Source organism: Actinoplanes hulinensis (genome assembly GCF_019429605.1).
GTDB classification, from domain to species: domain Bacteria; phylum Actinomycetota; class Actinomycetes; order Mycobacteriales; family Micromonosporaceae; genus Actinoplanes; species Actinoplanes campanulatus.
Map to the genome: position 1 here is coordinate 1 of NZ_JAHXZI010000044.1, position 20782 is coordinate 20782.

Annotated in this window: 21 protein-coding genes; 9 read left to right on the plus strand and 12 right to left on the minus strand. The window is 69.2% G+C overall.

The genetic code is table 11. The annotated features are described in order from the left end of the window. Positions 1-116: 116 nt before the first annotated feature. A complete protein-coding gene (locus KZ829_RS42095) occupies positions 117-1136 on the plus strand; it encodes a phosphatidylinositol-specific phospholipase C (RefSeq protein WP_220149434.1) in 1020 nt (339 codons plus the stop codon). A gap of 115 nt (positions 1137-1251) precedes the next feature. On the opposite strand, the gene KZ829_RS42100 is transcribed toward KZ829_RS42095, so the two are convergent. Continuing rightward, on the minus strand, positions 1252-1731 hold the full coding sequence (locus KZ829_RS42100) for a MarR family transcriptional regulator (RefSeq protein ID WP_246637162.1): 480 nt from the start codon (positions 1729-1731) through the stop codon (positions 1252-1254). 8 nt (positions 1732-1739) lie between these two features. Beyond that, entirely contained in the window at positions 1740-2987 is a 1248-nt protein-coding gene (locus tag KZ829_RS42105; protein ID WP_220149436.1) for an FAD-dependent oxidoreductase, read from the minus strand. A 181-nt stretch (positions 2988-3168) separates the two neighbouring features. On the opposite strand from KZ829_RS42105, the gene KZ829_RS42110 reads away from it, so the two are divergent. After that, positions 3169-3966 (plus strand): helix-turn-helix domain-containing protein, encoded by a 798-nt coding sequence (locus KZ829_RS42110; protein WP_308285893.1) that lies wholly within the window; start codon positions 3169-3171, stop codon positions 3964-3966. Between the two features lie 34 nt (positions 3967-4000). On the opposite strand, the gene KZ829_RS42115 is transcribed toward KZ829_RS42110, so the two are convergent. Further along, positions 4001-4207 (minus strand): DUF397 domain-containing protein, encoded by a 207-nt coding sequence (locus KZ829_RS42115; protein ID WP_220149438.1) that lies wholly within the window; start codon positions 4205-4207, stop codon positions 4001-4003. Positions 4208-4525: 318 nt separating this feature from the next. On the opposite strand from KZ829_RS42115, the gene KZ829_RS42120 reads away from it, so the two are divergent. Then, positions 4526-5482, plus strand: coding sequence for a GGDEF domain-containing protein (locus tag KZ829_RS42120; RefSeq protein ID WP_220149439.1), 957 nt, complete (start codon positions 4526-4528; stop codon positions 5480-5482). A gap of 55 nt (positions 5483-5537) precedes the next feature. Here the strand turns inward: KZ829_RS42120 and KZ829_RS42125 are convergent, their stop codons facing one another. Beyond that, a complete protein-coding gene (locus KZ829_RS42125) occupies positions 5538-6464 on the minus strand; it encodes an NADP-dependent oxidoreductase (protein WP_220149440.1) in 927 nt (308 codons plus the stop codon). A 115-nt stretch (positions 6465-6579) separates the two neighbouring features. After that, the gene (locus KZ829_RS43725; RefSeq protein WP_246637164.1) at positions 6580-6777 is read right to left on the minus strand and encodes a cellulose binding domain-containing protein; all 198 of its coding nucleotides are present in this window, start codon (positions 6775-6777) and stop codon (positions 6580-6582) included. Between the two features lie 265 nt (positions 6778-7042). Between KZ829_RS43725 and KZ829_RS42135 the strand changes: the two genes are divergently transcribed. Then, on the plus strand, positions 7043-10387 hold the full coding sequence (locus KZ829_RS42135; protein ID WP_246637165.1) for a 3-keto-alpha-glucoside-1,2-lyase-like domain-containing protein: 3345 nt from the start codon (positions 7043-7045) through the stop codon (positions 10385-10387). Between the two features lie 55 nt (positions 10388-10442). On the opposite strand, the gene KZ829_RS42140 is transcribed toward KZ829_RS42135, so the two are convergent. Further along, entirely contained in the window at positions 10443-12344 is a 1902-nt protein-coding gene (locus tag KZ829_RS42140) for a serine hydrolase domain-containing protein (protein WP_220149442.1), read from the minus strand. A gap of 176 nt (positions 12345-12520) precedes the next feature. Here KZ829_RS42140 and KZ829_RS42145 point away from each other — a divergent pair, with 176 nt between their 5' ends. The 4 genes from KZ829_RS42145 to KZ829_RS42160 all read left to right on the plus strand — a co-directional run bounded on the left by KZ829_RS42145 (position 12521) and on the right by KZ829_RS42160 (position 16432). Then, positions 12521-13645, plus strand: coding sequence for a sensor histidine kinase (locus KZ829_RS42145; RefSeq protein ID WP_220149443.1), 1125 nt, complete (start codon positions 12521-12523; stop codon positions 13643-13645). Further along, positions 13642-14295 (plus strand): response regulator, encoded by a 654-nt coding sequence (locus KZ829_RS42150; protein WP_220149444.1) that lies wholly within the window; start codon positions 13642-13644, stop codon positions 14293-14295. Before KZ829_RS42145 ends, KZ829_RS42150 begins: the two co-directional genes overlap by 4 nt. A gap of 58 nt (positions 14296-14353) precedes the next feature. Next, positions 14354-15226, plus strand: coding sequence for an RNA polymerase sigma-70 factor (locus tag KZ829_RS42155; protein WP_220149445.1), 873 nt, complete (start codon positions 14354-14356; stop codon positions 15224-15226). A 75-nt stretch (positions 15227-15301) separates the two neighbouring features. Next, positions 15302-16432, plus strand: a complete 1131-nt coding sequence (locus KZ829_RS42160) for an NAD(P)/FAD-dependent oxidoreductase (RefSeq protein WP_220149446.1) — start codon at positions 15302-15304, stop codon at positions 16430-16432. A gap of 122 nt (positions 16433-16554) precedes the next feature. Here KZ829_RS42160 and KZ829_RS42165 read toward each other — a convergent pair whose 3' ends face one another. The 3 genes from KZ829_RS42165 to KZ829_RS42175 are packed head-to-tail and all read right to left on the minus strand — an operon-like array spanning position 16555 to position 18643. Continuing rightward, a complete protein-coding gene (locus KZ829_RS42165; protein ID WP_220149447.1) occupies positions 16555-17268 on the minus strand; it encodes a hypothetical protein in 714 nt (237 codons plus the stop codon). Positions 17269-17290: 22 nt separating this feature from the next. Further along, a complete protein-coding gene (locus KZ829_RS42170; protein WP_220149448.1) occupies positions 17291-17968 on the minus strand; it encodes a hypothetical protein in 678 nt (225 codons plus the stop codon). Positions 17969-18004: 36 nt separating this feature from the next. Beyond that, the gene (locus tag KZ829_RS42175) at positions 18005-18643 is read right to left on the minus strand and encodes an NAD(P)-dependent oxidoreductase (protein WP_220149449.1); all 639 of its coding nucleotides are present in this window, start codon (positions 18641-18643) and stop codon (positions 18005-18007) included. 75 nt (positions 18644-18718) lie between these two features. On the opposite strand from KZ829_RS42175, the gene KZ829_RS42180 reads away from it, so the two are divergent. Beyond that, the gene (locus tag KZ829_RS42180; RefSeq protein ID WP_220149450.1) at positions 18719-19231 is read left to right on the plus strand and encodes a MarR family winged helix-turn-helix transcriptional regulator; all 513 of its coding nucleotides are present in this window, start codon (positions 18719-18721) and stop codon (positions 19229-19231) included. A 399-nt stretch (positions 19232-19630) separates the two neighbouring features. Here the strand turns inward: KZ829_RS42180 and KZ829_RS42190 are convergent, their stop codons facing one another. Genes KZ829_RS42190 through KZ829_RS42200 form a run of 3 tightly spaced genes read right to left on the minus strand, consistent with a single transcriptional unit; the run spans position 19631 to position 20624 of the window. Then, entirely contained in the window at positions 19631-20206 is a 576-nt protein-coding gene (locus KZ829_RS42190) for a GNAT family N-acetyltransferase (protein ID WP_246637168.1), read from the minus strand. A 2-nt stretch (positions 20207-20208) separates the two neighbouring features. Beyond that, entirely contained in the window at positions 20209-20478 is a 270-nt protein-coding gene (locus KZ829_RS42195; RefSeq protein WP_220149452.1) for a dihydrofolate reductase family protein, read from the minus strand. Beyond that, positions 20475-20624 (minus strand): hypothetical protein, encoded by a 150-nt coding sequence (locus KZ829_RS42200; RefSeq protein ID WP_220149453.1) that lies wholly within the window; start codon positions 20622-20624, stop codon positions 20475-20477. The genes KZ829_RS42195 and KZ829_RS42200 overlap by 4 nt, the downstream gene beginning before the upstream one ends. Positions 20625-20782 lie beyond the last annotated feature (158 nt).

The window sequence follows — 20782 nt, forward strand, 5'->3', positions numbered from 1 at the left end:
GGCCCCCGGGGGCCGCCGCACCAACCGGAAGCGGCGGACCCACCGATACCCGGCCGCCGTCGACGAAGCGGCGGCAGCTCTTCGGTGAAAGCCGGTCATAGACAAGAATCACTGGCATGAAACGTCCTTTCGCCGTTGCTCTCTGCGTTCTCGCCGCCCTCCTCGTCGCGCCGCAACCCGTCCTCGCCGCCGACACCTCCTACCGAACGCTCGGCGCGGCCGACAACCCCGACTGGATGGCGCCGTTGGCCGACGCGACGAGCCTGGCCGCGCTCTCCATCCCCGGCACCCACGAGACCATGTCGACGCACGGCGGTGCCCTGACCCAGACGCAGGAGGACTTCGGCGACAGCGGCGGCACACTCGCCCGCCAGCTGACCGCCGGCATCCGGATGATCGACATCCGAGCGCGGGTCAACACCGGCAACACGTTCACCATTCATCACGGGGCGGCCTACCAGAACGCCAACTTCGACGACGTCCTCGGCCGGCTCGGCACCTTCCTCGCCCGGCATCCCGGCGAGACCGTGGTGATGCGTCTCAAGCAGGAATGCACCGGCCAGTTCGGCTCGTGCACCGACGTGCCGGGCCAGAAGAGCTTCGCCGACATCTTCGACACCTACACCGCCCGGTACCCGGCACTGTTCTGGCAGCCGTCGGTGAGCCGCGGGACCGGCGCCCCGGCACCGTCACTCGGCACGATCCGCGGCCGGGTCGTCCTGGCCGTCCTGCACGGACCGCACGGCGGCGCGATCGGGCACTACGGTCTCACGCAGTTCTCCGGCTGGGACGACGCCTCCTCGACGTACGTACAGGACGAGTACACGGTGCCCAATGTAGGAGCCATCGCGACCAAACGCGACCAGGTACGCCGGTTCCTCGACCTCACCAGCGCCGGCGACCCGGGCACGATGTACGTGAACTTCGCCAGCGGCTCCAGCGTGTTCGCCCAGCCGCAGCAGGTGGCCGGAGGCGCGTTCGGGGTCCAGGGCGTCAACCCGTTCCTGGTCACCTATCTGAACGAGGGCCCGGAGGTGCACACTCCGATCGTCCGGACCGGGATGCTGATGCTGGACTTCCCCGGCAGCGGCCTGATCGGCAAAATCATCTCGCTCAACACCGTCCGGCAGAGATGACGTTCATAGGCGCCCCATTCACCCCAGAAGTGCCGGTCCACGCCGCGGTGCGCAAGGCGATCGGCAAGACCGGCGGCGCCGAGGTGGTCGTTCACCTGACGCGCCGTCGAGTTGATCACTGCGTGGTGTCGTGGTCGCGGAGGCGGTCCAACTCGGCGAGGTACATCGCCTGCATGCGGTCGAAGTGCCGGACCAGCAGCATGACCTCCTCGCCGCTGTAGCCCTCGATGAGCTGCCTCGCCTGCTCGGCGAACCGCTCGTAGGGTCGCTCCAACTCGGCGGCCCGCTCCGGTCGCAGGGTGACGATCATGCGCCGCCGGTCGGCCGGGTCACGCTCGGCTGTCACGTAGCCCGCCTGCTGAAGCCGGCGGAGCATGCTGGTCACCGCCCCGGTGGTGAGGTTGGTCCGCTCGGCGACCTGTCCCGCGGTGGCGGATCCGATCTCCGCCAGGTAGTCCAGGCACTCCAGGTCGCTCACGGCGAGGCCCAGCCGCTCGGCGATGGCGTACCGGAACACCGTCGACAGTCGTGAGGTCTCCCGCCCGGCGCGCATGAGGTCGGCGATCGCGGACGCACGGGCCGGCTCGTGGGACATGCCCGCAATCATGCCCTCGGTACGGTGACTCGGTGCAGCCGAGGTAGTAAGCGGGTCAGCACCCAGTGCGGTGCGGCCGCGTCACCGGTGAGGCGGCGCATCAGCCCGGCGGCGGTGTCGACGGCGCGGAAGGCGTAGCGCACCATCTCGTCCTGGTAGTCGGCGATCGCCTGCTCCACCGGCGTGCCGTTCGCCCGGGCCTCGACCAGCCGGTGGCCGAGGAGGGCGGCGTCGCGCAGCGCGGTGTTGCCGCCGTGCGCGCCGAACGGCGGCATGGCGTGCACAGCGTCGCCCATCATCGTTGCCCGGGGCACCGCCCACCGGCGCGGGCGCCGGCCGGTGGCGAAGAGGTTGAGCACGGTGGCGTCCAGCTCGGCGGTGTCGACAAGCCGCTGGACGAGCGGGTGGAAGTCCGCACTCGTCCGGGCGGCCAGTTCCCGCAGCGCCAGCAGGTCCCCGCGGACGCGGATGGGAACCTCCTGCTGCCGCAGCAGCAGTCCCCACATGACGTAGTCGTCGCCGGTGGGCGCATAGCTGCCCGGGGCCAGGCGGGCGAACGCCTCCCGCGGGTTCTCGCCGAACCGCATGGAGGTGAAGAAGAAGGCGCGGCCCGGCCGGTCGGCGATGGCCAGGACCCCGCTGGTACGCAGTGCGTCCGGGATGACACTCTCGCCGTCTCGTCGCAGGGGTGATCGGCCGTAGACACCCGCCATCGGGGTGTTCGCCGGGTCGGCGTCCGGCATGAGCTGAGCGCGCAGCGCCGAGCCGACGCCGTCCGCGCCTACGACGACGGTTGCCGCGGCGGCCCCGCCGTCGGAGAACCGCAGCCGCAGCCCTGCCGGGCCGCCGCTGTCCACGGCGACGGCGGCCTTGCCGTAGTGGATGCGCCCGTCCAGCCCGTACGTCAGGATCGACCGCAGGGTCAGCCGGTCGACCTGGCGGGTCGCGTGCGGCTCGTCCTTGAAGTTGATGGTGATTGCGTTCCGCAGCCGGCTGTCGGTGAAGCGCAGGTGCCCGCCGGGCTCGTCGCCGGTGGTCAGCGCCAGGCGGTACAGCGGGCGGGGCAGGCTCTCACGCAGCGCCGCCAGCCCGTACCGGTCGAGAATGATCCGGTAGCCCTGCCGCCGGACGAAGGGACCCGGGTCGCGCTCGTAGACGTACACGTCGATGCCCGCGCGCATCAGGTACTGGGCGAGGCAGAGGCCGGAGAGGCCGGCGCCGGCGATTGCCACCGAGAAGTCGGTCGATATACGCATGGCGATTACCTTAATCATTAAGATAATTTGGGCAAGCGCCTACTCGTCCCCATGACACGTTGGAGGCGCGACGACGGGTTGGCTGTTGACAACGCCGCGTTGCGGGTACGGTAATCGGCGTCACCGTCCACACGGGTTGGCAAGGCGGAGGTAAGGCGTGCCGGTCACAGGCCAACGCGTCGTGCGGCGGGCGTTGGGGCGGCGATTGACGCGGCTGCGCACGGCGTCCGGGATGAGCCGGCGGGATGTGGTGGAATCGCGGCTGGGCATCTCGGAACCGACGCTGCACCGCATCGAGACGGGCAAGGTGCCGGTGACCGGGGCCAACGTCCGCGCGCTCTGCTGGCTCTACGGTGCGGACCAGAGCATCACCGACGCGCTTGCCGACCTCGCGCTGGGCACGTCACAGCAGGAGTGGTGGGACGCCAGCCCGGTGATCCCCGAGTGGTTCAAGCTGTACGTCGGGCTGGAGGCGTCCGCATCCCGAATGTTCGGGTACGAGGGCGAGGTCATTCCCGGCGAGCTGCAGACCCCGGAGTACGCGCGAGCTGTCTTCGGCGCCGAGCAGCCGGCCGACGAGGAGGTCGCCGAGCGCCACATCAACCTTCGCATGCAGCGGCAGAGGACGCTCTTCGCTCGCAACCCACCGATCCGCCTCGTGACGGTGCTCGGCGAGGGAACGTTGGCCCGGCCGGTCGGCGGCGAACAGGTGATGAAGGGGCAGATCGAGCATCTGCGACGGCTGTCCCGAGAGGACACGGTCGACATCCGGGTGCTGCCGTTCTCGGTCGGGGCGCACGCGGCGATGGCCGGTGCATTCCGGATCCTGGAGTTCGACGACCCGGACGATCCCGACGTGGTCTACCTCGAATCCCACGTCGGTGCCCTTTACCTGGAGGAGCAGGTCGAGGTTGACGAATACCGGCGGATCTTCGATCTCATCAGCAGAGATTCCGTGCCGGTCGGCGAGTTCCGGTGACGAACTGAGAAACGGCTCGAGCGGGTCGGCGTGATCAGTCGGTCAGGAGCTTGTCGAACTCGCCGCGCTTGGCGCCGAACAGGAACGAGTCCCACTCCTCGATCGTGAACACCACCGTGCCCGCCTCGCGTGCCTTGCTGTTGCGGACCTCGATGAGGCCGTCCTGGCGGCGGGCCTCGACGCAACTGCCTCCGTTGCCTGTCGACCTGCTGGAAATGATCCAGCCGGCTTCACTACTCATCAGTGCCCCTCCTTCCGGAGTCGATCACTGTGGGTAATCATCCTGCCACCGATCGAGTGGCCGGACGCGGCCCTTAACGCCTGCCCGAAGTGCAAAATCAGGATTTCACGTCCACGGGCGGCCCTTTCACCATGAAAGCCCACGTACCTAGAGTAGCCGAAACCTTCTTCGCATGCATCATGTCACCGTGACAGTTGTCCACGTGAAATCTTGCACGCGTCCGGGGCGGCTGCCATGATTCCACTGTGGCGCTTGGCGACCCCTCGCCGTCGACTCGACAGCTCCCGCTGGTCCGCCAGAGTTCTGAGAGGACGGCCGATGCGGATCCTCGATCCTGCCGCTGCCGACACGGGCGGTGTGCCGTCAGATGACGCTCAGCTGCGGACCGAGCCCGAGACCGCCCGCCTCCAGGCCCGCATCGACCAACTCGCGGCGCACGTCCAGGAGATGGAGCAGGAGCGAGCCTCACTCCGATGGATGGCAGGCCACGACGACCTCACCGGACTCGCCAACCGCCGCCTCTTCCACACGCTCGCCCCGGAGTTGCTGGGCGGCGACGATCACTCGGCGGCCGTCCTGATCCTCGACCTCAACGGTTTCAAGCCGATCAACGACACCTACGGGCACGATGCCGGTGATGAGGTCCTGTGCGTGGTCGCCCGGCGCATCGTCGCCTGCCTCGGCGACCCTCTGGTGGCCCGGTTCGGCGGTGATGAGTTCGCCGCGCTGCCGCGCGCCCCGCACGCCGATGTCCCGGAGACGTGGTGGCACGAGGTGGCCGGCTCGCTGAGCGCTGCGATCGCGCCCCCGATGAACGTGCTGGGCCACACCCTGTCCGTCACCGCCTCGATCGGCGTCGTACCGGCTGGGCGCTCCTGCGACCTTCCCGAACTGTTGCGCCGCGCGGACCAGGCCATGTTCAGCGCCAAGCGGCACGCGAACACTACCGACAAGGCCGGTATCACCTGGGTCGTGGCCACCGAGACCGGCGACCACACCGAGACGTACGAGCCGGCCGCCGTCGCTGCGCCCCCGCCGGGTCCGACCGCCTCCGGACCCCCGGTGGTGTACCGGCCGGGCGACCCGGTCTGGGTGCACCGGAGCGGTGCCCGTCGTGCGGGAGTGGTCGAGGGCGCCTGCGAATGGGCGGCCCTGGTCCGCTACCGAGGCCAGAACGGACCCGGCACGATGGTCGACACGATCCCCACGAACTGTCTTACGGTCCGAGCCGAAGCCGATCCGTACCTGGACCGGAACTCCTCCGCCTCCATGTGATCGCGCGAGCCGACGGACGCCACTGCGGCAGGCTCGGTCGCCGCCGCGCTCCCCGTCAGCCCACCGTCAGCACGAGCTTTCCGCGCAGCCCACCGGCCAACACCCGCCGGTGTGCGTCGGCCGCCTCGGTCAACGGCATCGTGACCGCCACGCGCGTGCGCAGCTGCCCGGCCGCCACCTGCCCCACCAGGTCGGCCAACAGCTCGCGGTCGTGCCGGATGAGTTGCAGCTCCTGGCGCACACCACGTGCCGGAACGATGGCCGGCGTGGGCCGGGTCGCGACCACGATTCCCCTGTCCTCGACGGCGGCGGCCGCCGCCTCGCCGATGGGGACCGCGTCGAACACCGCGCCCACCGGCTCCACCGTGGCCAGATCGACGGAACGGGAGACGACCTCGTGAGCGCCGAGACCGCGCACCCACTGCTCATCGCCGTGGCTTGCCTGAGCGACGACACGGTAGCCGCCCTGAAGGGCAAGCTGGGTGGCGAAGCCGCCGACACCGCCGCTGGCGCCGGTGACCAGAATGCTGCTGCCGGCCGGCAGCATGGCCAATGAAACCAGCGACAGTCCCTGGTGTGCGGTCTGGACGTTGAGCGGCACCGTGGCTGCGGACACGAAGTCGAGCTCGTCCGGCAGCCGCACCAGCCAGTCCGCGTCGGCGGCCACGAACTCGGCATAACCACCGGGTGTCCCCCGCGTCAAATACCACGGAATCATCCCGACGACACGATCGCCCAACCCGAAATCCGCCGTGTCGGGGCCGACCGAGGCCACCTCGCCGGCGATGTCCCATCCCGGCGAGAACGGCGGCGGAACCGGCCCGCGAGGAATCTCTCCGGTCGTGGCGGCGATGTCAGCCGGGTGCACACAGACCGCGCGGATCCGGACCACCACCTGCCCGGGCCCCGCCTCGGGCTCGGGCAGCTCGGTAACCTGCAGCACCTCAGGACCGCCAAGCGCGGCCGCGACGACTCCCAGCACGCGTCCACTCTAGACCGTCGTCTCCCGATTCATAGCCCCGCTGACGAAGCGCGCCCTGGATCCTGTAGAGGCTCGGTTCCTGGCTGAGACGGGAGCACGCCCGCGCGGACGGCGACTAGCAACCATTGCGTACGGCACTCACCGCCACGTCGTCGTACCACAGGGTGTCCGCACCTTCGCCGTAGCTCTCCCAGCCGAGGCGCAGGTCGGTGAGGGCCGGCCGCCAGGTGTTGGTGACCTGCACGTCGGCGGTGAAACCGGTCGCCCATTGGTTCGCGGTCCAGTCGACCGGATCCGGAAAGGGCGTTAACAATCGACACCCTTCGAGGTGTTGTCAAGCGCTCCGAATCATGAACTCCCTTCAGAAAGCCAACTTTCGCATGTGTCGAGGAAAGTTCCGTTCGAACACCCAGAAGATCTGGACCGGTACGCGAAAGGCGTCCTACGGTGACGCCCACCACACGTTCGCGTTAGGGCATGTGACGCTGCACGGCTTCCGCAAGAGACCTCCGGCGTTCGCCCCGATCGCTTCCATCCCCCGAGGAGAACGGATGCTCAGGCCGTACCGGAAAGTTTTCTTGTCGCTGTTGACCCTCGGCCTCGCCGCCGCGGCGGGCGCGCTGACCACCCCGCCGGCTCACGCCGCCCCGCCCCCGCAGGAACCGGGAGTGACGCTGCGGGTCTTCGATGTACAAACTCCTCTGGACAAGATCTGCACCTTGAAGCCCGCCCAGACCCCGAACATCGACAAGCTGATGCCGACAATCAACTGGAGCGGCGGCGACTTCGGCATCGAGGACAACTTCGTCGCGCAGGTGCTCGGCAACGTGACGGTCCCGGCGGCCGGCGCCTACACGTTCCGGTTGACCAGCGACGACGGCTCCCGGCTCTCCGTCGCCGACACCCTGGTGATCAACCACGACGGCCTGCACGGAGCGACGGCCAAGGAGGGCGCGATCACTCTGGCGGCCGGCATCCACCCGCTGCGGATCGACTACTTCGAACGTGGCGGCGGGCAGACACTCACCCTGGAATGGCGCGCGCCGGGCGCCACCGCGTTCACGGTGGTGCCGAACTCGGCCCTGAGCACCGACGCCGGCGTCGTGCGGGTGACGGCTCCCGGCCGCAAGGAGTGCGAGAGCGCCGGCGACAGCCCGGGCGACGGGCTGCCGCTGACCGGGGTGCACCCCGGCTACGACCTGACCAACCTGCGGCCCGGGACCTTCCAGCCCAAGGTCACCGGAATGGACTGGTTCCCCGACGGCCGGCTCGCCGTCCTCACCTGGGGCGGCGCGGACGACTCGGGCACGTCGTCGGCGGGCGAGGTCTTCATCCTCGGCAACGCGACCGGCAGCACGAGCCCGGGCAACGTGACGGTCAAGAAGGTCGCCGGTGGACTCAAGGAGCCGATGGGTCTCAAGATCGTGGACGGCGTGATCTACGTGTCGGAGAAGGCCCGGCTCACCCGGCTCGTCGACACCACGGGTGACGAGGTGACCGACCAGTACCAGAGCGTCGCGACCTGGCCGTACGGCGGGAACTTCCACGAGTTCGCGTTCGGCCTGCTCTACGAGGCGCCGAACTTCTACCTCAACCTGTCGGTGTCGATCAACTACGGCGGCAACACCACCAGCCCACAGCCCGCCGCCAACCGCGGCACGACCATCAAGGTCAACAAGGACACCGGCGCGGTCTCCTACGTCGCCGGCGGCCTGCGCACCCCGCACGGCATCGGCTGGGGACCGGAGAACGGCCTGTTCGTCACCGACAACCAGGGCGGCTGGCTGCCGTCATCGAAATTGCTGCACATCAAGCAGGACCGGTTCTTCAACCACTACATGACCCCGCCCGGCCCGTTCGACGCCAAGCCGGTCACCGCCCCGGTGCTGTGGATGCCGCAGAACGAGATCGCCAACTCGCCGAGCACACCGGTGCTGGTCAAGGAGGGCGTCTTCGCCGGGCAACTGCTGATCGGCGACGTCACCTACGGCGGCATTCAGCGCGCCTACCTGGAGAAGGTCAACGGCGAGTACCAGGGCGCCCTGTTCCGGCTCACCCAAGGGCTGGAAGCAGGTGTGTCGGAGCTCAGCATCGGACCCGACGGCGCGATCTACGCCGGCGGCCTCGGTGCCGGCGGCAACTGGGGACAGACCGGCAAGCTCAGCTACGGCCTGCAGAAGCTGAGCCCCAACGGCAAGAACACCTTCGACATCCTGGCCATGCGTGCGAAGAACGGCGGCTTCGAACTCGAATACACCAAACCGTTGTCCACCGAGACGGCCAACGCGCTGGCGGCACGATACGTGGTCAAGCAATGGCGCTACCAGCCCACCGCCTCCTACGGCGGCCCCAAGATCGACGAGCAGGTCCTGAACATCACCTCGGCCAGCGTGTCGGCGGACCGTAAGAAGGTCACCCTGGCCATCGACGGCCTCAAGGCCGGGCATGTGGTGCACGTACGATCGCCGCGCCCGTTCTCCGCCGACACCGGTGAATCGCTCTGGAGCACCGAAGCCTGGTACACCCTCAACTCGCTGACCAGCGGCCCGCCGCCGATCGGCAACACCTATCAGGCGGAGAACGCCGGCCTGTCCGGTGGTGCCGGCGTGGCCACCGACCACACCGGATACACCGGCTCCGGCTTCGTGGCCGGTTACGGCACGCAGGGCGCGACCACGACGTTCACCGTCAACGTCGCCGCGGCCGGCACCTATGACGTGGCCCTGCGCTACGCCAACGGACCCAACCCCTTCACCGGCACGAAGAAGATCAGCGTGTACGCCAACGGCGCCAAGGTCGGGCAGACGAGTCTCGCCGACACCGGTGCCTGGGCGAACTGGACCACCAAGACCGAGAGCATCCCGCTCAACGCCGGCGCGAACACCATCGCCTACCGCTACGACGCCGGCGACGACGGCCACGTCAACCTGGACGCCATCACCATCAGCGGCGGCACCGGACCGATCACCGGCATCGGCGGCAAGTGCCTGGACGTCAGCAACAGCAGCACCGCCGACGGCGCCAAGATCCAGCTCTACACCTGCAACAACAGCAACGCCCAGAAGTGGAGCCGGGTCGGCACCACGTTCCGCGCACTCGGCAAGTGCCTGGACGTCAGCAACAGCGGCACCGCCAACGGCACCAAAGTGCAGCTCTACACGTGCAACAACTCCGAGGCGCAGAACTGGCAGCCGCAGTCCAACGGCTCGATCCTGAACCCGCAGTCCGGCAAGGTGCTGGACGCGCTCAACGGCAGCTCCGCCGACGGCACCCAGGCCCACATCTGGGAGTACGTGGGTGCGGCCAGCCAGCACTGGGTACTGGGCGGCGGGTCCGGCGTGGTCGTGCTGTTCGACGGCGACGACCTGCAGTCCTGGCAGAAGTCCGACGGCACCGCGGCGAGCTGGCCGCTGTCCGGCGGGTCGATGGAGGTCCTCGGCGGTGACATCCGCACGAGGCAGACCTTCACCGACTTCAAGCTGCACGTCGAGTACTGGCAGCCGAACCTGCCGTCGAACGTGACCGGCCAGCAGCGCGGCAACAGCGGTATCTACCTGCAGGACCGCTACGAGCTTCAGGTGCTGGACTCGTACGGCGACACCACGCTCGCCAACGACGAGGCCGGAAGCATCTACCTGAAGAAGGCGCCCGACAGCAACGCCGCACGGGCGCCGGAGACCTGGCAGACCTACGACATCACGTTCCGGGCGGCACGCTTCAACAGCTCGGGCGCGAAGACCGAGAACGCCCGCGTGACCGTCGTCTGGAACGGCGTCACCGTCCACAACAACGTGGCGATCGACGGGCCCACCGGCGGGGGAGCGGCCGAGAACGCCGCTCCCGGTCCCATCCGCCTGCAGGACCACGGCGACGCGGGCGCGAACGTGCGTTACCGCAACATCCGCATCGAGCCGCTCGGCTGACATCCTCGACGCGGTGCCGGGACTCCACCCGGCACCGCGTCACCGTCTGCACGCCTCACCAACCGAGCAGGTTCCACTGCCACAAGAACCAGGTCAGGGCCACCATCGCCGTCAGCAGGGCCACCTGGTGGATACGGGCGGCCATGCCGGCACCGCTGCCGCGCCAGCCTTTGACCGTCAGGCCCGTCGCGGCCACGGCCGCCGTCAGCGCCACGACCGGCACGCCCCGCAGCAACTGGAAGGACAGCGGCACGCCGTAGAGGAACTCGCCGGACCGGGTCAGCACCGTGATGATCAGCCCGCCCAGGAACACCACACCGAGCATGGCCGCGGCCACCGCCAGCCGGCGCGCCAGCCGCCAGGTGGGCGTCGTCCCGGCCGGCCGCCGGCGGATCCGGCGTACCAGCCAGCCGATCGGCAGCGCCGGCACGCCGAGGACCGGCAGGAGGAAGAGCAGGAGCACACCCAGGTTGACCGGAAGGGTCTCGGCACGCGACATCAGCTCGGCCGCCGATCCGTCGGTGGCCACGTAATGCCGGCCGTCCGTACCGACGAGGAACACCAGCCGGTCGCCGTCGGCGGCCTGATAACGCCCGTCGCCCTGCGGCGTCCACGTCTTCTGCCTGAAGGTGACGGCGCCGGCATCGTCGATGGCCAGCCGGGACGGCGAGAGGAGGGTGGTGAACTTCTCGAAGGAGGTCGCGTTGTGCCGGGTCGGCTTGTAGAACCCGGCTCGCGGCTCGGCCGGCCGCGCCGCGCCGACGGTGGCCCGGGCGGCCTGCTCGCCGGCGGCGCCACGCTCCGGAGCGAACCGGTCGAAGAAGTCGTCGACGAGCCTCTGCAGGTCCGGGTTGCCGCCGCTGAGGCTGTTCATGGTGAGGAACAGCCCGAGATCGCAGTCCGGCACGAGCATCATGATGCTGGTGAACCCCTCCCAACCGCCGTCGTGCAGCAGGACCCGGTGCCCGTTGACCGTGCGTTCCTTGAAGCCGTGGGCATATCCGTCGACGCGCGGGTCGGCGGTGAACGAACGCTGATGCATCCGCGCCGTGGTCTGCGGGGTGAGGATCCGCCCGGCGCCGAATCGGCCCTCGTGCAGGTGCGCGTTCATGAAGCCGGCCATGTCCGCCGCGGTCGTGGTGATCGAGCCGTCCGGCGGCATCCGGTCGAAGGTGAACGGGTAGACCTTCGGCGGGGTGAGGTCGGTGTCGTAGCTGCGGGCCAGATCGGGAGCCAGGGCGGCGGGCACCGGCTCGGCGGCGGTGCTGTGCGCCATGCCGAGCGGGTCGAGCAGGTGCCGCTGGATGTACTGGTCGTACGGTTCACCGCTGACCGCGCTGACGATGTGGCCGGCGAGGGCGGCCCCGTAGTTCGAGTAGGCGGAGACCTCACCCGGTGGGCGGATCCGGGCGGGCATGTGATCGGCCAGGTACCGGCCCAGCGGCGGTACGCCCGCGGCGTCGCGCGCGCCGGTGCCGGTGATGACGTCCTCGAAACCGGCGGTGTGGCTCATCAGGTGCCGCAGCGTGACCGGCTGGTCGTAGGTGCCCGGCACCTGGAAGCCGGTGAGATACCGGTTCACGTCGGCATCGAGATCGAGCCGGCCGGCCTCCACCTGCTGCATGACTGCCGTCCACGTGAACAGTTTGGAGATCGAGGCGATCCGTACCAGGGAACGTGACGCGTCGAAGGGAACGGCGCGTTCGGTGTCGGCCATCCCGTACCCCTTGGCGAAGGCCGTGGCGCCGCCGGCGGCGACCGACACCGCCGCACCGGGCACCCGTGCGGCCGTCAGCCGGATGGGCAGGGCGCCGTCGAAGAACCCGGCCAATGCGGCCGGAGTCGCCGGCGGGCACCCGACCGGCACCGCGACGGCCGGCTGCGCGGGCGCGACGCCAGGTACCGCCACGCAGCCGAGGAACAGGCTGATCAGTGTCCGGCGCGTCAGGGCTCTCATCGTGGTGCTCCTCGTGTCTCGTCGCTGGCGGGCGATGCCGAGCCTGCCGCCGACCGGTGCACCGGCACATCGCCGCGCGGTCGGCGCCGGAACCCCACGAAAGGCGCAGCAGGCGGGCCCCGATCGTCGACGAAAGTCGCAGTGGCCGCCCGGGCGGCGTTGCCTAGGCTGCGGATATGCAAACGCGACCTTCGGACCCCCGGCTGGCGGACGCCGCGTTGGTGCTGGTGTGTCTCGCGCTGAGTGTGCTGGCGGTGAAGACACCCTGGTCGCCGCTGCCGTGGCCGGTCGTAGCGGTGGCCGGGGTGCTGGGCAGCGCGGCCGTGTGGCCGCGCCGCCGGTGGCCGGTGGCCTGCGCGGTCGCCGGTGCGGGAACGTTCGCACTGGCCGGCAACCCCGGGCCGCTCCTGATCGGGCTCTACAACGGTGCCCGGTACGCGCCACGTCGCGGCGGCTGGCTGTGCGGGCTCGCCGCATGGGCCGGTTTCGTGGGGTGGTCCTGGTTCGACATCGGCCAGTTGACCATGGACAACGTCGCCTTCCCGCCCCTGGGTATCGGCCTGATGGTCCTGGCCGGGATCAATCTCGCCACCCGCGACGAACTGCTGGTGTCCCTGCGGGAGCAGAATCGGCGGGCCGAGTCCGAGCGGCTGCTGCGCGACGAGCAGGCCCGTACTGCCGAGCGCACCCGCATCGCCCGGGAGATGCACGACGTCCTGGCCCACAAGGTGTCGCTCATCGCGCTGTACGCCGGTGCGCTGGAACTGCGTGCCACCGACGATCCGAAACTGCGGGACGGCACGGCGCTGATCCGCACCACGGCCCGTGAGGCGCTGGTGGACCTCCGGGAGGTGCTGGGCATTCTGCGCACCGACGTGGCACCCGCATCGGAGGCCGCCACCGCCGGGCAGTTCCCGGACCTGAGCGCACTGGTCGGGGCGTCCAGCCGAGCGGGGCACCCGGTCGAGCTGCACGATGAGGCCGGCGACCTGCCGGCGGCCACCGCCCGGGTCGTGTACCGCATCGTCCAGGAAGGCCTGACCAACGCCCACAAACACGCACCAGAGGCGCCGACGACCGTGTCGGTGAGCCGTGACGGGAACGGGAGCGTCGCCGTGTCGGTACACAACGAGACGGGCGCCGCACCGATGGACCTGCCCGGCTCCGGGGCCGGGCTGGTGGGTCTGGCGGAGCGGATCCGGCTGGTCGGCGGGTCGTTGCGCAGCGGCCCGGTGGCCGGTGAAGGCTGGCAGCTGTCCGCCGTCGTACCCTGGCTGGACCCTCGACCGGAGGTTCGATGATCTCAGTACTGCTCGCCGACGACGAGGCGCTGATCCGGGCCGGCCTGCGGATGATCCTGGAAACGAGCGACGACCTGATCGTCGTCGACGAGGCCGGTGACGGTCAGGCGGCGGTGGCCGCCGTCGAGCGGCACCGGCCCGACGTCGTTCTGATGGACATCCGTATGCCCCGCCTCGACGGGCTCGAAGCGACGGCGGCCATCCGGGCCAAGCCGCAACCACCGTCGGTCATCGTGCTCACGACGTTCAACACCGACCACGACGTGTTCCGGGCCCTCGACGCGGGCGCCACCGGATTCCTGCTGAAGGACACGCCACCCGCCGATCTGCTGCGAGCCGTACGCCTCGCCGCCGCCGGCGACGCCATGCTGTCACCGAGCGTGACCCGCCAGGTGATCCACCGCTTCACCGCGGAGGACCGGTCGCGCAGCCGCGCCGCGGCACTCGACAGGCTCCGCCCCCTGACCGAGCGGGAGCGCGAGGTGCTCGTACAGATCGGGCTCGGTCACGCCAATGCCGTCATCGCCCGCGCCCTGCACATGAGCGAAGCCACCGTGAAGAGCCACATCACCCGCCTGTTCGAGAAGCTCGCGGCCACCAACCGTGTCCAGTTGGCCATCGCCGCGTTCCGGGCCGGCCTGGTCGAATGACCAGGAGCGGAGCCTGGATGCGGGGTCTGACGATGCGGCCGCTGGCTATGGTCTGGGCATGACCCCCGAGCGGCTGCAACGGTTCGAGGCCAACCGTCGGCGCCTGTTCGGGGTGGCCTACCGGATGCTGGGGGAGGCGTCCGAGGCTGAGGACGTGGTCCAGGACGCCTATCTGCGCTGGGAACGCCATGACACGGCGATTTCGCCGGAGGCGTGGCTGACCAAGGTGGTCACCAATCTGTGCCTGGACCGGCTCAACGCGGCGCGTGTGCGGCGGGAGAGTTACGTCGGGCCGTGGTTGCCTGAACCGATGATCATCGATGGTGACGCACTCGATCCGATGGAGACTGTGGAGCAGCGCGAGTCACTGTCGATGGGGATGCTGGTGCTGCTGGAGCGGCTGACTCCACCGGAGCGGGCCGTGTTCGTACTGCGTGAGGCGTTCGGCCACAGCCACCGCGACATCGCGGAAATCCTTGAGGTCAACGAGCCGCATGTGCGGCAGTTGTACCGCCGGGCGCAGCACCATGTCGCCGTCGCGCGCACGCGGTTCACCGCCGAGCCGGGGCAGCATCGAACGCTTCTGGAGCGATTCTTGAAAGCCACCCTGAGCGGGGACGTGCCGGCGCTGGAAAGGATGCTGGCCGAGGACGTGGTCGCCTGGGCCGACGGTGGCGGCAAGGCGATGGCGGCGCGGCGTCCGGTGGTCGGCCGGGCGGCGGTCCTGCGGCACCTGCTCGCATTGACCAGGTATTCACCACGGATCCGCATGACGCCGGAGGTGGTGAACGGCGAGTCCGCCGTCGTGCTGTACCTGGACGGCCTGCTGTCCGGGGTCACCATCGTCGAGTTCGAGGGCGACCGAATCGCTGCCATCCGCACCATCGCGAACCCGGACAAGCTGGCTTTCCTCAAGAAGCAGAAAGTCTGATCATTTCTCTGGTTGTTGTCACGAATCACGTCCCTCGCCCGTTCATCCGGTGCCGAACGACGAAGGGACACGTTCATGAGGACTCCGCACATCGCGGTCCTGGGTGCCGGATACGCCGGCTTGGCGACCGCCCAGCTGCTCGCCAAGCGCATCGGTGCGACCGTCACACTGGTCAACAACCGGGACCGGTTCGTAGAGCGCATGCGCAACCACCAGCTCGCCTCCGGCCGGCAGCTTCGTCACCTGCCGTTGCACGACCTCCTCAGGGGCAGCCGCATCCGGCTGATCATCGGTCAGGTCACTCGCATCGACACGCGGGAACGCCAGGTCGAGCTGGCAGGCGGCGTCCCGCCGATCGACTACGACCTGCTGGTGTACGCGTTGGGCAGCCGTGCCGACACGGATGCCGTCCCCGGCGCGGCCCAGCACGCCTGTTCCGTGGCCGTCGCCGAGCAGGCCGGCCGGCTGCGCGATCAGATGCGCACCGCCGGCACGGTCGCCGTCGTCGGCGCCGGGCCGACCGGTCTGGAGACGGCCACCGAACTGGCCGAGACCTATCCCGACCGTACGGTGCGACTGGTCTCCCGAGGACCGCTGGGCGAAGGACTGTCCGAGCAGGGCCGGGAACACCTGCACCGAGCCCTCGACCGCCTCGGCATCCAGGTATGGCAGAACGCCGACGTCGCCAAGGTCGACGCGGACGGTCTGTTGCTGGCGAGTGGCGATCACATCGACGCCGACGCGGTGGCCTGGACCGCCGGCTTCAAAGTCCCGGAACTGGCGCGCGAGGCCGGCCTGGCCGTGGACGAACGCGGACGCATGGTCGTGGACGGAACTCTGCGCTCGCAGTCCCACCTTGAGGTCTACGGCGTCGGGGACGCCGCGGCCGCGCACACCCAGGACGGGCAGGTGCTGCGCATGGGGTGCGGGCCCGGAGGGCTGGCCGCCGCGTGCGCCTTCCACGCGATCACCGCCCGCCTGGCCGGGCGCGCCCCCGTCCCACTACGCGTCAAGAACGACGCACTGTGCATCAGCCTCGGCAGGCGAGACGGCATCCTCCAGCCCACGGACCTTGATGGCAACCCGCGCGGGAAGGTACGCACCGGCCTCCCGGTGGCTATGCTCAAGAACTTCGTCCTTCAGGTCACCGGCCGGTACATACCTCGCTACCCCGATCTGGTCGTGGCCGGCGCCAGGCAAGGATGACGCCCCGGCCTCGTCCCGTGCCCTCTCGACACGGAACTCGACCTTTCCTGCCGCGAGCCCAGACTGCTGAAGGGCGCCGCCGATCGGATCGCGGCAGTCGCGGATGCCCAATCTGGGCGGTGCTACATGCTGGTTGATGCGGCAGCCGTGTCGGGCCTACCGGGCGGAACGGCCGGTCCGGGCGCACGTCGGATCAGGATGACGCTGTACGCCACGATCCATACCAGCCAGAGTAGCCAGCCCGCGAGGCCGAGTAGGGCGAGAGGGTTGACGCTGCCGACACCGTACGGGCTGGTTGTCGCGGTGAGGAAAAGGAGCGCCGCGGCGAGGAACCCGGTGCCGGCGTGCCATCGGGCCATGGCGCCGGATCGGATGCCGAACATGGACAACCCGAGGAGTGCGGTCGCCAGGAAGACCTGGTTGAAGCCGAACAGGGCGGTGTGCAAACCCCAGAGGCCGGCGACGCTGCCACTGTCGTGCTGGGCCGCGGAGACAAGCGCGAGGCGGGTGGCCTCGACGCTGGTGAACACGACCGACTGCATCAGCACTCCGGCGAGACCGACAAGGGACCACGGGTCCGTCCGGGTCCGTTCGTCGCGTCGCAGGCAGACACACACCCCGACGGCGAAGACCGTGGCCAGCAACCAGGCCATCGGCAGCAACGCCGAGGCCAGGCGCATTGGCCCGGATCCGGCAGCGAAGACCGCGGTGATCTCGTCGAGGGACGCCGCTTTGGACGGGGTGGGAAAGCCCGCCCTGGTCAGCAACAGGTTCGCCACGATGAGGATGACGACGAAGCCGATGCCGGCGATGCCGGCAAGGCGAGGGAAGCTCACGTCAGTCCCTTTCGATCAATTATCACGCCGACGCGTGGACGAGCCGGTGGACGGCGGGCAGGGCGTGCACTCCATGGGCGTCGAGTGTGGCGCGCACGAAGCGATGGAAACTCGGCCGCGCGAGCTGTCCGGACAGGAAACGGATCGGCCCGGCAGGCAGACGCGCGTAGTTGACGAGCGCGAACGGCGAGGGTCCGATGGGCCGCAGGGCGGTGGAGTTGTCGACCCCGGTCTTGGTCGTGTACCAGCCGGTGACCGAACGCCAGACGGCTTCGGCATCGGTGCCTGGCGCTGCGGTGAAGTGGTTGAACAGGAAGGCGCCGTCGGCTCGGGCCTCGGTGTCGCCGATCCGGGCCACGTTGACACCGGCGAGGATCTGCTCACCGGCGAAGGCCGAGACCTCGTCACAGGTACGCACCGTTTCCAGTTGGTCCACGCGCGTGGTGCGAATCAGCATGGCGAGGTCGTGCCGCGGTGCGCCGGGCAGCGGCGGGATGAACACCGCCCGGAAGATGCGCACGGACACGACGTCCTCGCGGCGCACGAGCGCGGGGACGGCCTGCACGAGTTGCGCCGCCGCCCTTTGCCTGCGCGGGGTGCGGGTGTGGACGGGTGATCGTTGTGCGGGCTCGGCCTGAAAGCCGATATAGATGAATCCGTACGGTTCTGGTTCGGCGAACTGGGGCAGCGGGTAGGGCATGGTGCATCCTTCGGAATCAATCGACGGGTGGACGGGTCAGTACGCGATGCCGATCGCCCGGTGGATCGTCGCGGGATCGCCTGCGGCGGCGAGCATGCCATGGGCCACGTCGGCCCTCGAGATCGTGTAGCCGCGGACGACGTTGCCACCGATGGCGGTGCGGTACCGGCCGGTCAACGTCCTGTTCACGAGTTTCGGTGGCCGCACCACCGTCCATTGCGCCGGGCTGTTCGCCATCGCGTGCTCCATGGCACGAAGGTCCGCGTACAGGTCTCTGAGCAGGGCACTGATAGCCGGCAGAATGATGCGACGGTTGAGGAAACTGTCCCCGTCGGGTGTCGGGCCGACCGGAGCGGCGCTGACCGCGACGAGTCGGCGGACACCTTCGGCGTGCATCGCTGTCAGGATCGCGTGCGTGGCGGTGGAGGCGACGAGCCCGTCATGGCGGCCGCGGGGCCCCACGCCGGACAGGACAGCGTCGCTGCCACGCACAACGGGGCCCAGCACATCGGCGTCGTCGAGCGTCGACACCGTCGCGACCTCCAGTGCCGAATGGCGCATGCCGAAGCGGACCGGGTCGCGGACGACCGCGGTCACGGTGAACCCACGGTCGAGCGCCTGGCGCACGACGTGGCTGCCGATGCCCCCGGTCGCACCGAAGACGGTCACCTTCATCATCAACATCTCCCAAGTATGGAGCACCAGTAACTGTTACCGTAGCGGACAATAACGAGAGCGTACAATAGCGGAGTGTTCGACGACTCCGTACCAGGCACAGACCGGCCGTTGGCCGGCCGGGCCAACTTCCTGCTGTCACAGCTCGGGTTCCACGTCGCCCAGACATTCACCGCACGCCTCGCACCGCTGGGCATCGCACCGAACCACTTCGGGCTGCTCATGCACCTGGAACGCAGCGAAGGCAACACCCAGCAACAGCTCGCCGACGCCCTGGGCATCCACCGTAAGGTCATGGTCGGCCTGCTCGACGACCTCGAGCAGCGCGACCTGGTCGAACGTCGGCGGCATCCCAGCGACCGACGTGCCCACGCCATCCATCTGACAGAAGCCGCGCGCCAGCTGCTACCCCGCGCTCGCCGAGTCGCTGACCAACACGAGGCCGAGATCCTCACCCCGCTCGACGCCGGCGAACGCGCCCGGCTTGTCGCTGTTCTGCGACGGCTCACCGAGCACACCGGGAACCCGGCCGGCGTCCACCCGGGCCTGCACCAACCAGCCGCCCGATCTCGCCAGCCCGTCGACTAACCAGGCATTGCCCAGCGTCTCAATCTGGCGGTGGAAGTGCGTAGGGGCAGGCCGCGACCGCAGCACCGACGCATTCGAAGCGGCAAGATCCGACGTGGCCACCCGGGTGGCGGCCGGAGCGGCCCGGCTGGCGATCAAACCGCTGTGGTAGCTGGTTGAGGTGCTACTGCCCGGTCCGTCCCGGCCGCGCAGCCCGGCAACCAGCACGGCGGTACGGCCAGGTCGACCGGGATCCCGTTGCGAGCATCGAGGCTCGTACCGTCATGGTCTGGGCCCCGGCCGCGTTGCCCGGCTCGACGCATGACCTCACCGCTGCTCGCCACCACGGCATCATCGACGCCTTGACCAGCACCGACGTGATGACCTCCGAGTCGTCGGTCCGTGAGCACGGCTCGCAGGCTAGGCCGAATCGCTCCACTCGTCGAAGAGCAGGGCATAGCCGACGCAGTCGAGCCATTCGCCGGATCGGTGCAGGGAGTCCCGGACGGTGTAGAACTCGCGGCGCATCCCGACGCGTTCCATGAGTCGCCACGATGCCTCGTTGACGGCGAAGCAGGTGGCCGTCACGCGGCGCAGTCCGAGATCCTTGAAGCAGAGCCGGAGCAGTTCCCGGACGGCCTCGGTGGCGTATCCGTGGCCGGCGTGGTCCGGGTGCAGCACCCATCCCAGCTCCGCTTGCATGCCGCGGGCGCGTGCGGTGATCTCCGCCTGGGCCCAGGCGTCCTCGATCTTCACCATGAGGTCGCCGATGACCGTGCCGCTGTGCTCGATCACGAGCGTCCTGGCCAGACTGTCCGGGGCACGGAACCAGGTTCGGTGCTCGTCCAGGGTTACGGAGGCACGGGTGATCCAGCGGCTGACGTCCTCGCGGCAGCGGAACCGCCAGGTAGCGTCGGCGTCGTCAATCGTTGCCGGCCGCAAGGTCAGCCGGTCGGTGTGCAGTGGCCAGGTCAACGCGGCGAGCCCGGTGCTCATGGTCACGCACGCACCTTCCGGACGGCGTACCGGTGGAGCATGACGCCCTGGTCGAAGCGCGCCTGCCCGAGCAAGTCCCGCTTCAGCGGTTCGTCGTGGCCGTCGAACAGCGGTCGGCCGGCGCCGAGGATGACCGGATGGGTGAAGAGCGGCAGTTCATCCAGCGGCCCGGCCCGGAGCGGCGCGGTAGCGAGCGTGGCACCCCCGACGCCGATATCGCCTTCGGCCTGTGCGCGCAGGTTCGCGAGGTAGACGGTACGTCCCTGGATCATGAGTGACAGCGCCCGCGCCCGTGAGTTGAACTCGTGTGCAGGGACTCGCCGATGCGCATCCATGATCCGCCGCCCTGCTCGTCCTCGGCGTACTCGATCCTCAGGTCGAGGGACACGTTCATCCAGTACACGAACCGGCCTGGCATCAGCCCTCCAAGTGATAGCGGTCTGCCACTGCTAGGCCGTGTATCGAAGTCGGTGGTGGTGGGTGGAGAGGATCACGCGCGTCGTTGATCGATAGACAGTGAGGTCTCCGGTAGACGGTTTAGCGACCAAGCAGAACCGGAGACCACCGGAGACCTCG

Excerpts from the sequence above, each read along its gene's own strand:
- KZ829_RS42150 (WP_220149444.1), top strand. The coding sequence starts at position 13,642 with ATGATCTCAGTACTGCTCGCCGACGACGAGGCGCTGATCCGGGCCGGC.
- KZ829_RS42190 (WP_246637168.1), bottom strand. The coding sequence starts at position 20,206 with ATGAGCACCGGGCTCGCCGCGTTGACCTGGCCACTGCACACCGACCGG.
- KZ829_RS42105 (WP_220149436.1), bottom strand. The coding sequence starts at position 2,987 with ATGCGTATATCGACCGACTTCTCGGTGGCAATCGCCGGCGCCGGCCTC.
- KZ829_RS42095 (WP_220149434.1), top strand. The coding sequence starts at position 117 with ATGAAACGTCCTTTCGCCGTTGCTCTCTGCGTTCTCGCCGCCCTCCTC.
- KZ829_RS42160 (WP_220149446.1), top strand. The coding sequence starts at position 15,302 with ATGAGGACTCCGCACATCGCGGTCCTGGGTGCCGGATACGCCGGCTTG.
- KZ829_RS42100 (WP_246637162.1), bottom strand. The coding sequence starts at position 1,731 with ATGTCCCACGAGCCGGCCCGTGCGTCCGCGATCGCCGACCTCATGCGC.
- KZ829_RS42115 (WP_220149438.1), bottom strand. The coding sequence starts at position 4,207 with ATGAGTAGTGAAGCCGGCTGGATCATTTCCAGCAGGTCGACAGGCAAC.
- KZ829_RS42175 (WP_220149449.1), bottom strand. The coding sequence starts at position 18,643 with ATGAAGGTGACCGTCTTCGGTGCGACCGGGGGCATCGGCAGCCACGTC.
- KZ829_RS42145 (WP_220149443.1), top strand. The coding sequence starts at position 12,521 with ATGCAAACGCGACCTTCGGACCCCCGGCTGGCGGACGCCGCGTTGGTG.
- KZ829_RS42170 (WP_220149448.1), bottom strand. The coding sequence starts at position 17,968 with ATGCCCTACCCGCTGCCCCAGTTCGCCGAACCAGAACCGTACGGATTC.
- KZ829_RS42140 (WP_220149442.1), bottom strand. The coding sequence starts at position 12,344 with ATGAGAGCCCTGACGCGCCGGACACTGATCAGCCTGTTCCTCGGCTGC.
- KZ829_RS42195 (WP_220149452.1), bottom strand. The coding sequence starts at position 20,478 with ATGATCCAGGGACGTACCGTCTACCTCGCGAACCTGCGCGCACAGGCC.
- KZ829_RS42155 (WP_220149445.1), top strand. The coding sequence starts at position 14,354 with ATGACCCCCGAGCGGCTGCAACGGTTCGAGGCCAACCGTCGGCGCCTG.
- KZ829_RS42200 (WP_220149453.1), bottom strand. The coding sequence starts at position 20,624 with ATGCCAGGCCGGTTCGTGTACTGGATGAACGTGTCCCTCGACCTGAGG.
- KZ829_RS42120 (WP_220149439.1), top strand. The coding sequence starts at position 4,526 with ATGCGGATCCTCGATCCTGCCGCTGCCGACACGGGCGGTGTGCCGTCA.